The following is a 12,052-nucleotide window of genomic DNA, read 5'->3' as shown; positions in this document are numbered from 1 at the left end:
GCTTGCAGTCCCGCCCGGCTTAGGGCCCGCTAGCGTTTTGGAATGGTGTTAAGGCGGTTGCGAACCCTGTGGCGGCAGCTATTGCGGCTGGAGCGCCCGCGGCATTCGCCGGGGGTTTGGCGCAATCGCGATACAGCGTCAGTGCTGCTGGTGTGCGCCCTGGTGGCACTGGTATCGAGTTGGCCCTGGTTGGTGGAGCCAAACCTGCGACCCGGCATGGAGGCGCCCTTCACTGCTAAGGCGCCGCAGGCGGCAATGGTGGTGGATAGCAACGCCCTGGAGGAGCGGCGCCAGGAGTTGGTTCCTCGCAGCACGGTGCAGGTGGTGGATGAGCAGGCCAACGGGCAGCTGCGTCAGAAATTGGAGCAGGATCTACAGGCGGTAGAGCAGCAGGCCAAATCAAACCAGCAGCGCATCGAACCGGTGGCAATCACCACCGAGGAGCGCAATTGGCTGCGGGGGGCAGGGGGCACCCAGCTCACGGCCTGGGGCCGGGAGGTGCGCCAAGCCCAGCTGCGCATGCTCAGCCAGGGACTGGCCGCTGGGGTGGCAGAAGGCCAGCTGCTGCAGGCGGCCACCCTGCAGCTCGAGCCCTTGGCACCGCTACCGCGGGGGCTGGGGGCACGGCTTTTGGCTAGCTCCCTGCAGGGCCACTCCAACCTGCGCAGTGATCCAGGCCTGAGCCAGCGACGCATCGAGGCGTTGATCACCCAGCAGGGGATCCCCACGATCAAGGTGCAGCAGGGAGATCTGATTACCCGTCAGGGCGACACGATCAGCCCCCAGGCCTTTGACGTTCTCGATTACTTCGGCCTGGTGAACCGGCGGCCGCGGCCCCTGGCCTGGCTTGGTCACTTCCTAGAGGCGCTGGCCATGGCTGGCGTGCTGGTGCTGGTGCTGCGCCGCTGGCGGGCCTGCCTGGAACCGCGGCACGCGCTGCTGGCCCTGGGGGCCCTGCTGGTGGTGCAGGGTTTTGCGCTGTGGCTGGGGCCGCTGGCGAGTCCGCTGGTGCTGCTGGTGCCCCCGGCGCTGCTGCTAGCCCAAGGCCTGGGCACCCCCTGCGGCTTGGCCTGGCTGGCGGCAGCCAGCTTCCTGTGGCCGATGCCGATCACGGCCCTGATGGCAGTGAGGCTGCTGGTGGCGGCAGCGGTGGGCAGCGTGGCGGCCCTGGCGGCCGGACGACAGCGCAGCCGGGCCGAACTACTGCAACTGGCGGTGCTGCTGCCCGGCGCGGGGCTGCTGCTGCAGTGGCTCCTACTGCAATGGGGGCTGCAGGGGCCGGGAGCGGTGGCCCGGGTGGACCTCGTAAGCGAAGCCCTGCTGCTGGGCGGGCTGCTGATGGCGGGCCTGCTGCTGGCGCCCCTGGTTGAAACCTTCTTTGGCTTGGTGACGCGGGCGCGGTTGATGGAGCTGGCCGACCTGCAAAGGCCCCTGCTGCGGCGGCTCTCGGTGGAAGCACCCGGCACCTTCGAGCACACCTTGATGATCGCGGGCCTAGCGGAGGAGGGGGCGCGGGCCATCCAGGCCGATATCGATCTGGTGCGCACGGGGGCGCTCTATCACGACGTGGGCAAGCTGCACGGCCCCCAATGGTTTATCGAGAACCAGGGCGAGGGCGCCAACCCCCACGACAGCCTTGACGACCCCTTCGCCAGCGCCGCCATCCTGCAGGCGCATGTGGATGAGGGGTTGAAGCTGGCCCGCCGCTACCGGCTGCCGCGCCCCCTGGCCGACTTCATCCCAGAGCACCAGGGCACCTTGAAGATGGGCTACTTCCTGCACCATGCCCGCGAACGGGATCCGGGCGTTGCCGAGGAGCGCTTCCGCTATCGGGGGCCCACGCCCCGCAGCCGGGAGACGGCGATCTTGATGCTGGCCGATGGCTGCGAAGCAGCCCTGCGCTCCCTGCCGCCCGGCACTAGCGAAAGCGAGGCTCGCCAGATGGTGCGCCGCATCATCGAAACCCGCCAGGACGACAACCAGCTAGCCGAAAGCGGCATCAGTCGGGCCGAACTGGAACTACTGATCCGGGCCTTCGTGCGGGTGTGGCGGCGGATGCGCCACCGGCGGATCGCCTACCCGATCCCAGCCAGAAAGGGCTACAGCGCCTAGGACGGCTCCTCAAATTGCTGCCAGGCCTCGAGCAGGGTGTAGGCCGCCAACTTGCGCCGCCAGACATCTACCGCGCCGCCCTGATCCGGATGCCACTTGGGCAGGTTGCGGCGCCAGGTCGAGCGCACCACGGCCCAGGCACTACCTGGCTCGACTCCAAGCTCGGCGCAGGCCCGCTCGTAGGCATCGGCCGGGCGTTCCGGAGCCGCTGCAGCGGGAGCAGCCGGCGAAACCGGCCTGCGCAGCAAGTGCCTCCGCAGCAACGGCCTGCTTGGCCTCCTCACCAGCAGCCACAGGCCGCGCAGCAGCCCATTGGCAATCAGCAGGACACCCACCCCGGCGAATATCGCCGGCGACCAGAGCATGCGCAGGCTGTCGGAAGCGAGCTGGGAGTTGCCCTGCCCCCCCCTGCTGGCTGGCACCCACCAGGATGAAGGCGGCCAGCAGCGCACCGAGGCCAAGACTGATCAGGCCGTGCAGCAGCGAGTCCAGGGCAGGGAGAATCCGGCCCCTCATCGGCGCGGGGCGCGCAGGGACTGCAGCTTGCGCTCCAGCACGATCCCCGCGGGCACCAGGGTGACCAGGTTGGCCACGATCAAGGGGCCATCGCCTGTGTAAAACCCGTAGATGGCCCACAGGGCAATTCCGGCAGTAAAAAGGCCGTACATGCGCAGGGAGATGGCGCTGGTGTCGCCACTGCGCAGGGTCTTTAGGGCCTGGGGGAAGAAGCTCAAGGTGGTGAGCAACGCTGCCAGGTATCCAAGGCCGCGCACAGCGGGACTAACCAAAGGAACTGCCATGGGGGTTGGGCGAGCGTGCCGCCAGCATGGGAGCTGGCACTCGATCCTGCCCCCACTCCCATGACATTGCTCAGCTTCCGCGAGCTCCAGGCCCAACTGCAGCCGCATTGGGGCCAGAGCACCGCAGCCCAGGGGCCGGATGTGGACGTGCTGATGGTGCCGTCGCTGTCGATGGACCAGAACCAGATCGACCTGGTGACCGGCGCCCACCACTACGAGGAGCGCCAGCTGTTTTCGCTGATCCGGCTGCGAGATCCGGGGGTGCGCATGGTGTACGCCACCAGCAAACCGCTGGGGGAGCTGGTGGTGGATGCGGTGCTGGAGCTGCTGCCGGGGGTGCCCACCTCCCACGCGCGGCGGCGGCTGCACCTAGTCGACACCGACGACGCCTCCAACCGGCCCCTCACCGCCAAGCTGCTGGAGCGGCCGGCCCTGCTGGGGCGCATCGCCGAGCTGCTGCGGCCGGGGCGCAGCTTCATCAACTGCTTTGTGGTGAGCGACCTGGAACGCCAGCTCTCGGAGCGGCTGCAGGTGCCGCTGCTCGGCACCGATCCAGCCCTGGGCTACTGGGGCAGCAAGGCCGGCAGCCGCGAGCTGTTCGCCCGCTGCGGCGTGCCCCACCCGCCCGGCTCGGCCCTCACCCACAACCTCGACGACCTGTGCGAAGCCACCGCCGAGCTGTGGGAAGCCCACCCCGAGCTGCGCAAGTGCGTGGTGAAGCTCAATGAGGGCTTCAGCGGCGAGGGCAATGCCCCGCTGCCGCTCGAACCCCTACAGCTGGCCGGGCTCAGCGGCGCTGAGCGGCGGCGGCGGTTGCGGCAGGCCCTTGAAGTGCTGCCGATGCCTGCAGCCAGTTGGAAGGAGCAGCTAGCGGAGCAGGGGGCGCTGGTGGAGGCTTGGCTGGAGGGAGGGGAGGAGCTCAGCTCACCAAGCGTGCAGGGCACGATTTATCCTGGCCCAGCCGGCCAGCCAGGCCAGGTGGAGGTGCTCTCTAGCCATGAGCAGGTGCTGGGCGGCGCCAGCGGCCAGACCTACCTGGGCTGCAGCTTCCCGGCGGCCGAGCCCTACCGGGCCGAGCTGATGCGCCACGGCCAGGCGGTGGGGGAGGCGCTAGCGGCAGAGGGGGCGCTGGAGCGCTACGCGGTGGATTTCATCGCCCGGCGCTTTGGCGATCGCTGGGATCTGCAGGCGATCGAGGTGAACCTGCGCCAGGGGGGCACCACCCACCCCTACATGGCGCTAAGCGCCATCACCAGCGGCAGCCTCGATCCAGCCAGCGGGCTGTATCACGCCCCCAGCGGCCCTTCCCTGCACTACAAGGCAACGGACAACCTCACGGCGCCGCACCTGCGCGGGCTGCTGCCGGTGGATCTGATCGACATCGTGGCTGAGGCGGGCCTGCACTTCGACCAGGCCCAGATGCGCGGCAGCGTGTTTCACCTGCTGGGCTGCCTGTCGCAATACGGCAAGCTCGGCATGACCTGCATCGGCCGCAGCGCCGCGGAAGCAGAAGCGGTGTACGCCGCCACGGAAGCGGAGCTGCTACTGGGAGCCGGGCGGCTCGGGCACGAGGGCCCTAGCTGACGCCTTGGAGCAGCTGCTGGCGTTGCAGATCCTCGGGGAGCGACGGGGAGGAAAGGCGGTGCAGAACTGTCCAGGATTCTGTACAAGCTGTACGGAATCCTGGAGCGCACGGCGCATCGCCGCCAAGGGTTTTGCACTACCAGGCCTCTCTGGCTTCACCTTCCAGCTGGCCCTGCGCCAGCTGGTGGCCAACCAACTCTGCCGCCAGCCCTGCTGCAGCCTGGGCTGAATGTCTGGGCTAGGTAGCCTGAAAGACCCATCTTGACAGAGGCGATGCGATCCGGTTGGTTGGAGGTAGTTCCAGAGCAGTCATGCAGCGGACGGAGCTCCTCTCCATCTTTCGCCTCAAAGAACTGCCCAGCACGCGGCAGGAGCTGTACCAGGCGATCCAAAGCACCAACCCCCAGCTTGACGGCTGGGCCGATCTGGAGCTGGCGGCCTACCGGCGGGCCGCCTGAGACCAGCCATGGGCCAGCGAACTGGAGCGGGCCTGGTGGCGGCAACCCTGCTGGGGCTGCTGCTGGTGGGCTGCAACGGCGCCGAACGGGAGCGCCGGGCTGAAGCGGAGCGCCAGCGGGCGGCGGCGGTGGAACGGCAACGGCAACAGGGCGCCCTGGTGAGCCGCTGCCGGCGCCAGCAAGGGGCGATGAGTGAGCAGGTGCGCGCCTTGAGCAGCAGCAGCGCCGCGCTCAGCCGGCTAAACCAACAGAGCTATGCGCCCCTGCCCCAGCCGGCGGCGCCCGACCCGGCAGTGCTGGCGCGCTTCACCCGCGACGACCAGGAGCTGGAGCAGGAGCGCTACCAACAGGCCCTAGCGCGCTGGAGGGAGGCCGATGGGGCGGCGCGGCAGCGCTGGCAAGCCCAGCAGGCGGCCGAGCGCCAGCAGCTCACGGCCCGCCAGAACGCAGCCCGGGCCGCCCTCGCCAAACTCGGCGTGGCCGCCAGCCCCGAAGCCCAGAGCGCCTGGAGCCGCTGCGATGGGCCGGCGCTGATGGCCGTGACCCAGGGCGCCGCCAACTGAACCCTGCAGCTACACCGTCAGTCGAGCCAAACCAGGTCGGTCTGGAGCTCCAGGGCCATGCGACTTGAACCGCGAAGCAGCTGCGCGAGTTCGGCAGGGGTGAGCACCAGGGCATCACAGCTAAGCGGCAGGCGCTCCAGCGGCCAGGAGTGAAGGCGCTGGTGCTGGGGACCATCGGCGGCCTCATCGATCAGCAGCAGATCCAGATCACTACCCACCGACGCGTTGCCAAGGCCGTAGCTGCCGAACACGCCCACACGCCTCAGGCTGGGCCGCAGGCGGCGTTGCTCATCTGCCCAGACCCGAGCCTCCGCAAGAACCTGCTCAGGCCGAGGCCAGCGCAGCACAGATTGCGTCAACGAGCGCACGGGCATGGCTGAGGGCGTCCTGGCTTTGCAGGCGGCCAAAGTGATCGGTGGGAGCACCTTCTGGAAGGCTATCGGGGTAGCGGGTGGGGATGTAAAGGGCATCGAGCACCCTAGGCGATCCTCCAGATCGGACACCGCGGCAGCCACAGGGGGCGGCAAGTCGCGCAGCGAGCGTCCCAGGCCATGGCCCCAGCTCTGCTGGCCGTGGTGCAGATGCAAGGCATTGAGAGCCTTCTCCGCCGCCTGGTGACAGGCGAAACAGGCCCACTCGTGGTGGCCTGCATCGGCACTGAGCTGGGCCTGGGCGAGGTCGGCCTTGGCTTGATGCAACCAGTCGGCCGAGCGGTTCATCGGGTGCTGTTCATCGCGAGCCGTTGATGGGTGCATTCTGAGCGCGCGCCAAGGCGGCGCCACACCAGCAAGCGCAGCGACGGCAAGCGGGTCTACGACCCATCCGTTTCACATGCTCCCGGACGTCGGCATCAAGTCCAGGCAGAGATCGATATCCGAACCTGGCTGATACGTCCCCATGGCGCGCGACCCAAACAGCCAAAGAGATTGCGCTTCAGGCTGGGCGCTTAAAAGACAGAGAAGCTGCTGAGCCCGGTGATCTGGAATCCCAGGAATGGATGTGCTTCGGGTGTGCTCTTCCAACGAATCAGTGATCGTCAAGGCTGTTCCTCTGCGATGCGCTGCTTTAAGCGTTGGCGTAATTGTTGGAAGCAGGGCAGGTAGCTATTGATGATTTGCTCGGCAATGGCATCGGCGGTAGCGCTGAAGCGCTGCTGCCAGCGGATGTCTTCTGCCTTCAGCTCACATCACCAGGGGATTGGTGGCTTCCATGGCCTCCCTTTCCAGGATAAGGCTGCCCAAAGGGGAGTCTCCGCGGGGGAGAAAGCCATGGAGGTTCTGCTGAAAGCGGTTCCTCACGGCACTTGCTCCAACGTGATGTCTGTTTTCACCTGTCTGAATTCTGTACAGGCTGTACAGATTCCGGAGCTTGAGGCGTGTCCGCATCCCCACCCGCTGCCACGGGGAGCGCGCCGCTCCTCTGGCGATCAACCGTGCCATTCCTGCGGCAGATCGGCGATGGCCCGAAACTCAGGATCCTTGTGCAGCAGGATGGCACCCACCTGCTGCGCGGCCGCCGCGATACAGGCATCGGCCAACGAGAGGGAATGGAGTGCCTTGATGATGGCGGCTTGCTCGAGCAGGGGCTCTGAGGCCTCCACCCAGTGCAGCGGCAGGGCCTTGAGTGCTCTTAGGCCAAGCGGCCGGAGCGCTCGTCTTCGTCTTTCCAGACGCGGTAGAGCACCTCCATCCGGCTGAGAAAGCAGGCGTAGCAGCGCCCTGGCTGCTCAAGCGCTTCTTCAACCCGTCCGGCACCAGGTTTGTCGTCGCGCAGGGTGAGCAGCGCCGATGTGTCGAGCAGGAGTAACGATCCCATCTGGCACCAATTCGTTTTGCAGGAAATCAGTGGCCAGACGCCCGCTCGGCCTGCCGCTCGGCTTCGCGATCAGCAAGCAAGCTCTGGCTGGAGCCACCACGTCGGCCCATGCCGCGAAAGGCTTTGACCGGCGATAGATCCACCGGCACAACCCGGATGGAGCCATCAGCTTCAACGATCCATTCCAGCCGCTGGGATGAACCGAGGCAGAAGCGCGCCCGAATCGGAGCAGGGATCACGGTTTGCCCACGGGCGGTGATCGTGCTGCGCATGACCGAGAACGAACCGCGTGAATTACCGAACTTTAGCCGGAATCATTCACAGGATGGGCCGTAGCTGCTGGCGGCGGCGCCAAAGCCCGGACGCCAAAGCACCGCTTTATGCCCATAAACGCATCAAAAGGGTCAAAAAAGCGCAATGACGCAGCAGCGCTACGTTGATACCATCAACATTTGCCACTTTGGGTGAGACTCCCCGCCGCTCCCGCCGGCCCCAACGCCGCCAGCTGTGCTGCCCGGCCCATCCGGAGCAGCGCATTGAGGGCAATGGCAAGAAGTACTTCCTGCACCTGCTCACGCCCGAGCAACTGAAGGCCCGCGGCATGGCCGACAAAAAGGCCAAGCTGGTGATCCAGGCCTATCCGGTGCTGGTGCTGAGCAACGAGTGGCTAGAGGAGCTGTTCTGCCCGGCCTGCAGCACCAGCCGCTGGTGCCATGTGACCAAACACGACCGAGTGGAGCACACGGTGCGCTGGGCGCCGCGGGACCTGTGGGAGCAAGTGGCCCATGTGGATCCTGTGGTGGCCAACCCCACGGTGAGCGAATACACCCGGCGGGAAGCACGGCGCTACCGCAGCAAGCGCAGCGACGGCAAGCGGATCTACGACCCGAGCTGAGCGGCAGCGCGGTCGAAGGTGGCGAAGCGTTCACTACCCAGCTGCCGGCCGCCAAAGGCGATCACACCATCAGCGAAATCGCCCGCTGAGGCCAGCAGCTGAAGACCTGCACCGACCGCCGGGCGATCAGCCATGACCGTGCGACTAGCGATCAGGGCTTCGATCACCGTGGTGCAGTCGGCCGCGGTGAAGCCATAGACCCTCCGCAAAACCCACACCAGCTCACAGAACACCGGCAGGCGAATCGCCACCTGCTCCGCTCGCGACAACAGGGCACTGGCGATCTCGGCCTGCACCGGCTCGTCCTGAACCAGGGCGCGCACCAGCCGCCGCCATCGATCCAGCCCAACTGGCGGCGGCGGCCTGGTTGAGCTCATCAAGCGTGGCGTGATGGCGGGTCCGACCTGCCAGCAGACCAAGGCAGTCGTGAATGGAGCCGGTGGCCTGCTCAGCGTGGAGCTGGAGCCGCCCACCCGGGAGCACCTGCACGTCCAGGCGCTGACCAGGCTTGATGCCCAAATGAGCCAGAAAATCCTTGCGCAAGGTCACTTGACCTTTGCAGGTGACCGTCAGCGTTGTTGCAGCCAAGCCGGTCCGATGCACCCCACCAGGGCAAGGCAGTCCTCCATTGCCGGCGCCATGGCCCCTGAAAATCCGGTCAGCCGAGCCGGAAGCACGATCGGCCTCGCTGTCACCTAGCAAGCACTGGCAGGGGCCACCCCGCTGGCCCATGGCACGAAAGGCCTGCACCGGCGATTGGTCAGTGGGACACACCCGGATAGAGCCATCAGCCTCCACTGTCCACTCCAATCGCTTGGGGGGACCCAGCGCAAAGCGATCCCGGATTGCAGCAGGAATCACGGTCTGCCCGCGACTGTGATAGTGCTGCACATGGAGAGAGCCCCAGCCGGTGAACTACCGAAACCTATCCATAGTCTTCGCGGCTCGTCCTGCCAGGATGCACTCACGCTCTCACCACAGCGTTTGGCAGGGGAACGGAGCCAAGGCGGGATCCAGGGTGAGCAGGATCAGCTGCTCCAGCTCCGCCTGGGCAGCCAACAAACGGTCGAAGGGGTCGCGGTGCGGCAGTGGTTAGCGGCCTGCCTGCACGCCATGGCGCCAGCTCACTGGCAACGGCTGAAAACCTTGTTGCTCAAGGAGCGGCCAACCGGCTTGGAGCAGCACGTCCGCGGTTGGCAAGCGCCCGAGGCGGTGCTTGGTGGCGATTTCCCAGGCGGAGGGTGCACTGACGTAGACGGGCTGGGCTGGGTCCGACAGCACTGCATGCACAGCTGGGGAGAGACGTTCAGGCTCGGCTAACCACCAGAGCAGGGCGTGGGTATCGAGCAGAAAGGCCATCAGATGAGAAAAACCGCCTCGTCGATGGCGTCAAGCTCCTCGATCGGCAAAGGCGCCAGCAGATCATCCGGCGCCGGCAGCAGCAGCTGGCCCTTGAGCACACCCGGCTGGCGCTTGGGCTCGCCTTGCTCAAGGGGAACAAGGCGGGCCCAGGGCTTGCCGTCCTTGGCCACCACAATGGTTTCGACGGCATGGGCGGCATCAATCAGCCGGTAAAACTGAGTCTTGGCCTGGTGAACATTGACCGATCGCACTACCGGGAACGCAAGGCCTGCCAAGGCTAGTCCGGACATGGACTAATAGACGGCCGCTCCAGTTTCTCGATCAGTTCCACGTCGTCGCCGAGGCAGCGGAAGTCGGCATTCATTATGTGGTGCCGGGTCTGATGGAAACGGGCCGTGGCCTGGATGTGCTGTCAGCCATTGGCTGGCGGCTAACGCGCCACCGGGCCTACCGCGGTGCGGCGCAGGGGTTGGGCCAGCAGGGCGGCGTATTGGTCCAGGGTGCTGCGGTTGACGCGCTCCACCTGGAACTCCGCCACCACCTTCTGGCGGGCCGCCTTCCCAAAGCGGCGGGCCAGGTCGGGATTGGCGAGCAGCAGGCGGATGGCGAGTTCGATAGCGCGGCCATCGCCGAGGGGCACGAGCAAACCGCAATCGCCGTGGTCCACCACATCGCGGCAGCCGGGCACGTCGGTGGTGATGATCGGCCGCTCCATGGCAGCCGCTTCGATCAGGGCGCGGGAGAGGCCTTCCCGCCAGGAGGGCAGCACCACCACATCAGAGGCGGCATAGAGGGCGCGCATGTCTTCGACATGGCCTAGGCAGCGGATGCGGGGGTTGGTGCGCAGGGCCTGCAGATCGGCTGGGGTGAGGGCACTGCGGTTGCCGTCGTCGAGCTCACCGGCCACGAGCAACTCCAGCGGCACAGCTTCGGCCCAGAGGGCCTGGCAGGCTTCAAGCACATCCTGCACACCCTTCTCGCGAATCAACCGGGACGGAAAGAGCAGCTGCAGGGGATCGCGGAAACGCCCGGCGGAATCGGCAGTCGGCTGAAAATGCTCGATGTCGACGCCCGAACCGCGGATGAGACGGGCCCGGTCGCCGTCGGTGATGCCGAGCTGGATCAGGCGCTCCTGGTCGTCGGCGTTTTGGAACACCACGGTGGCGCGGCGGGCGCTGAACACGGCGCGGTAGAGGGGCTTGAGGGCGCGGCGCAACAGCCTGGTGCGCTTGCGGCGGCCGAGAAACACATGGCCCAGGCCGGTCACGGCATTAACCACGCGATACACACGGGCGCCTTTCGCCGCCAGGGTGCCGTAGAGGCAGGCCTTGATCGTGAAGTGATGCACCAGGGCCGGCTGCTCGCGGCGGTAGACGCGCAGCAGATCCACGACCGACTTGAGCTCAAGCAGGGGATTGATCGAGCGACGCGCCAACATCCAAGGGTGCACAGTGACTCCTTCTGCTTCGAGCAGGGCGGTGTATCTGTCGTGGGGGGCAACGGCCTCAACGACATAGCCGGCGGCACGCAGATCGCGCAGTAGGGGCAGGCGGAAGTTGTAGAGATACCAGCTGGTGTTGGCGACCAGCAGCACCCTTACGTCAGAGGCGCTCACTGGTTCAACCCCTCATAGAGCGGCGGGCATAGCGATGGGGAGGAGCCGAAACATAGGCAAGCCAACCCAGAACGAGCGGAAAGCCGATCAAGAGCAGGCGAAGTAACGCTGTGGCCACAAGTGCTTGGCGAGTAGACAGTCCATAAAGAAGCAAAAGGCCTACTCCGGTGCCATCAGTCACTCCCAACCCTGCAGGCAACAGTGACACAAAGCCACTGAGCCCCATCACCACACGGACCAGCACAGCTGCCATAGGAGCTGGGGGCTGATCAGAAATCACCTGCCAGATGCCATAGAGCAGGGCAGACTCCAGTAGCCAAGAAACCAAGGCCAAGCCAAGCCCGAGCGCCATTGGCCAGGGGCGGAGCAAGGGACCCAAATGCAGCAATGCAAGCAGGCTCTGGCGCATGAGCCGTTGGGGAAGGTTGCGCCATCCCCCATTTTCAATAGCGGCAGGCAAACGATGGACCAGTGCAGACAGCGAGCCGCGGTGGGTGCAGAGAGCCAGCATGGCGGCCACCGCTACCACTACCGCCGTTAGGCCCAGCGGAGTTCGACCGCTGAAGCCCAGTGCCAACAAGAGCAAAGCAGCGGCCAGGCCGGTGATGCGCTCGGCCAGCAACACGGCCAAGCCAACAGCAAGAGGCACATCACAACGTTGCTGAAGCCAAACTGCTCGCAGTGCCTCACCGCTGCGGGCAGGCGTGAACAACAGAGCCCAACCCTGCACATAGATCAAGAAGGCTTGGCGCCAGGGCGGGCGTGGTACCAGCCAACCAAGCAAGAACCACCAACGGAGCATGAGTACGCAACTAGCCGCACTGAGCAAAAGCAGAGCCCATATCCAG

Annotated in this window: 19 protein-coding genes and 1 pseudogene; 7 read left to right on the top strand and 13 right to left on the bottom strand. The window is 66.3% G+C overall.

Features of this window, described 5'->3' with window-relative positions:
- The first annotated feature begins 42 nt into the window (after nt 1-42).
- On the top strand, nt 43-2,112 hold the full coding sequence (locus KBY83_RS08285; protein ID WP_255019109.1) for an HDIG domain-containing metalloprotein: 2,070 nt from the start codon (nt 43-45) through the stop codon (nt 2,110-2,112).
- On the opposite strand, the gene KBY83_RS08280 is transcribed toward KBY83_RS08285, so the two are convergent.
- Both KBY83_RS08280 and KBY83_RS08275 read right to left on the bottom strand, forming a co-directional pair.
- Complete coding sequence (locus tag KBY83_RS08280; RefSeq protein ID WP_255019108.1) at nt 2,109-2,534, bottom strand: hypothetical protein; 426 nt, start codon at nt 2,532-2,534, stop codon at nt 2,109-2,111. The two genes, KBY83_RS08285 and KBY83_RS08280, sit on opposite strands and share 4 nt — an antisense overlap.
- A 90-nt stretch (nt 2,535-2,624) precedes the next feature.
- Entirely contained in the window at nt 2,625-2,912 is a 288-nt protein-coding gene (locus tag KBY83_RS08275) for a SemiSWEET family sugar transporter (protein ID WP_106633055.1), read from the bottom strand.
- A gap of 60 nt (nt 2,913-2,972) precedes the next feature.
- On the opposite strand from KBY83_RS08275, the gene KBY83_RS08270 reads away from it, so the two are divergent.
- The 4 genes from KBY83_RS08270 to KBY83_RS08255 all read left to right on the top strand — a co-directional run bounded on the left by KBY83_RS08270 (nt 2,973) and on the right by KBY83_RS08255 (nt 5,517).
- A complete protein-coding gene (locus tag KBY83_RS08270; protein ID WP_255019107.1) occupies nt 2,973-4,496 on the top strand; it encodes a peptide ligase PGM1-related protein in 1,524 nt (507 codons plus the stop codon).
- Between the two features lie 4 nt (nt 4,497-4,500).
- Nucleotides 4,501-4,725 (top strand): hypothetical protein, encoded by a 225-nt coding sequence (locus KBY83_RS08265; RefSeq protein ID WP_255019106.1) that lies wholly within the window; start codon nt 4,501-4,503, stop codon nt 4,723-4,725.
- 82 nt (nt 4,726-4,807) lie between these two features.
- The gene (locus KBY83_RS08260) at nt 4,808-4,954 is read left to right on the top strand and encodes a hypothetical protein (RefSeq protein ID WP_255019105.1); all 147 of its coding nucleotides are present in this window, start codon (nt 4,808-4,810) and stop codon (nt 4,952-4,954) included.
- An 8-nt stretch (nt 4,955-4,962) separates the two neighbouring features.
- A complete protein-coding gene (locus tag KBY83_RS08255) occupies nt 4,963-5,517 on the top strand; it encodes a hypothetical protein (protein WP_255019104.1) in 555 nt (184 codons plus the stop codon).
- Nucleotides 5,518-5,534: 17 nt separating this feature from the next.
- Here the strand turns inward: KBY83_RS08255 and KBY83_RS08250 are convergent, their stop codons facing one another.
- From KBY83_RS08250 to KBY83_RS08235, 5 genes are all read right to left on the bottom strand, one after another.
- On the bottom strand, nt 5,535-6,236 hold the full coding sequence (locus KBY83_RS08250) for a HEPN domain-containing protein (protein ID WP_255019103.1): 702 nt from the start codon (nt 6,234-6,236) through the stop codon (nt 5,535-5,537).
- 108 nt (nt 6,237-6,344) lie between these two features.
- A complete protein-coding gene (locus tag KBY83_RS15510; protein WP_396093700.1) occupies nt 6,345-6,539 on the bottom strand; it encodes a nucleotidyltransferase family protein in 195 nt (64 codons plus the stop codon).
- A gap of 404 nt (nt 6,540-6,943) precedes the next feature.
- Nucleotides 6,944-7,126 carry a PIN domain-containing protein gene (locus tag KBY83_RS08245; protein ID WP_261354288.1) on the bottom strand — a complete coding sequence of 61 codons (183 nt, stop codon included), beginning with the start codon at nt 7,124-7,126 and terminating at the stop codon, nt 6,944-6,946.
- A 20-nt stretch (nt 7,127-7,146) separates the two neighbouring features.
- Complete coding sequence (locus tag KBY83_RS08240; protein WP_255019101.1) at nt 7,147-7,332, bottom strand: PIN domain-containing protein; 186 nt, start codon at nt 7,330-7,332, stop codon at nt 7,147-7,149.
- 26 nt (nt 7,333-7,358) lie between these two features.
- Nucleotides 7,359-7,604, bottom strand: coding sequence for an AbrB/MazE/SpoVT family DNA-binding domain-containing protein (locus KBY83_RS08235; RefSeq protein WP_255019100.1), 246 nt, complete (start codon nt 7,602-7,604; stop codon nt 7,359-7,361).
- A 188-nt stretch (nt 7,605-7,792) separates the two neighbouring features.
- Between KBY83_RS08235 and KBY83_RS08230 the strand changes: the two genes are divergently transcribed.
- Nucleotides 7,793-8,227, top strand: coding sequence for a hypothetical protein (locus tag KBY83_RS08230; RefSeq protein ID WP_255019099.1), 435 nt, complete (start codon nt 7,793-7,795; stop codon nt 8,225-8,227).
- Here the strand turns inward: KBY83_RS08230 and KBY83_RS08225 are convergent.
- Nucleotides 8,212-8,604, bottom strand: coding sequence for a type II toxin-antitoxin system VapC family toxin (locus KBY83_RS08225; protein WP_255019098.1), 393 nt, complete (start codon nt 8,602-8,604; stop codon nt 8,212-8,214). The two genes, KBY83_RS08230 and KBY83_RS08225, sit on opposite strands and share 16 nt — an antisense overlap.
- A 13-nt stretch (nt 8,605-8,617) precedes the next feature.
- On the opposite strand from KBY83_RS08225, the gene KBY83_RS08220 reads away from it, so the two are divergent.
- A complete protein-coding gene (locus tag KBY83_RS08220; RefSeq protein WP_255019097.1) occupies nt 8,618-8,926 on the top strand; it encodes a hypothetical protein in 309 nt (102 codons plus the stop codon).
- 66 nt (nt 8,927-8,992) lie between these two features.
- On the opposite strand, the pseudogene KBY83_RS15505 reads toward KBY83_RS08220, so the two are convergent.
- From KBY83_RS15505 to KBY83_RS08200, 5 genes and pseudogenes are all read right to left on the bottom strand, one after another.
- Nucleotides 8,993-9,118 (bottom strand): annotated as a pseudogene (locus tag KBY83_RS15505) (AbrB/MazE/SpoVT family DNA-binding domain-containing protein); the annotation flags it as partial.
- A gap of 201 nt (nt 9,119-9,319) precedes the next feature.
- Nucleotides 9,320-9,586, bottom strand: coding sequence for a type II toxin-antitoxin system VapC family toxin (locus KBY83_RS08215; protein WP_255019096.1), 267 nt, complete (start codon nt 9,584-9,586; stop codon nt 9,320-9,322).
- Complete coding sequence (locus KBY83_RS08210) at nt 9,586-9,864, bottom strand: type II toxin-antitoxin system Phd/YefM family antitoxin (RefSeq protein ID WP_255019095.1); 279 nt, start codon at nt 9,862-9,864, stop codon at nt 9,586-9,588. The genes KBY83_RS08215 and KBY83_RS08210 overlap by 1 nt, the downstream gene beginning before the upstream one ends.
- A gap of 155 nt (nt 9,865-10,019) precedes the next feature.
- Nucleotides 10,020-11,204: a glycosyltransferase family 4 protein gene (locus KBY83_RS08205; RefSeq protein WP_255019094.1), complete on the bottom strand. Its 1,185-nt coding sequence runs from the start codon at nt 11,202-11,204 to the stop codon at nt 10,020-10,022.
- A 4-nt stretch (nt 11,205-11,208) separates the two neighbouring features.
- Nucleotides 11,209-12,033, bottom strand: coding sequence for a lysylphosphatidylglycerol synthase transmembrane domain-containing protein (locus KBY83_RS08200; protein WP_255019142.1), 825 nt, complete (start codon nt 12,031-12,033; stop codon nt 11,209-11,211).
- Nucleotides 12,034-12,052: the final 19 nt, after the last annotated feature.

Source organism: Cyanobium sp. WKJ7-Wakatipu (genome assembly GCF_024345355.1).
GTDB lineage: Bacteria > Cyanobacteriota > Cyanobacteriia > PCC-6307 > Cyanobiaceae > Cyanobium_A > Cyanobium_A usitatum.
Note: the sequence above shows the minus strand (reverse complement) of the source record. Positions and strands in the feature narration are given on the sequence as shown.

Coding starts and splice junctions, on each gene's coding strand:
- KBY83_RS08250 (WP_255019103.1), bottom strand. CDS start 6,236: ATGAACCGCTCGGCCGACTGGTTGCATCAAGCCAAGGCCGACCTCGCC.
- KBY83_RS08255 (WP_255019104.1), top strand. CDS start 4,963: ATGGGCCAGCGAACTGGAGCGGGCCTGGTGGCGGCAACCCTGCTGGGG.
- KBY83_RS08275 (WP_106633055.1), bottom strand. CDS start 2,912: ATGGCAGTTCCTTTGGTTAGTCCCGCTGTGCGCGGCCTTGGATACCTG.
- KBY83_RS08240 (WP_255019101.1), bottom strand. CDS start 7,332: ATGGGATCGTTACTCCTGCTCGACACATCGGCGCTGCTCACCCTGCGC.
- KBY83_RS08220 (WP_255019097.1), top strand. CDS start 8,618: ATGGCGGGTCCGACCTGCCAGCAGACCAAGGCAGTCGTGAATGGAGCC.
- KBY83_RS08260 (WP_255019105.1), top strand. CDS start 4,808: ATGCAGCGGACGGAGCTCCTCTCCATCTTTCGCCTCAAAGAACTGCCC.
- KBY83_RS08285 (WP_255019109.1), top strand. CDS start 43: ATGGTGTTAAGGCGGTTGCGAACCCTGTGGCGGCAGCTATTGCGGCTG.
- KBY83_RS08215 (WP_255019096.1), bottom strand. CDS start 9,586: ATGGCCTTTCTGCTCGATACCCACGCCCTGCTCTGGTGGTTAGCCGAG.
- KBY83_RS08225 (WP_255019098.1), bottom strand. CDS start 8,604: ATGAGCTCAACCAGGCCGCCGCCGCCAGTTGGGCTGGATCGATGGCGG.
- KBY83_RS08270 (WP_255019107.1), top strand. CDS start 2,973: ATGACATTGCTCAGCTTCCGCGAGCTCCAGGCCCAACTGCAGCCGCAT.
- KBY83_RS08235 (WP_255019100.1), bottom strand. CDS start 7,604: ATGCGCAGCACGATCACCGCCCGTGGGCAAACCGTGATCCCTGCTCCG.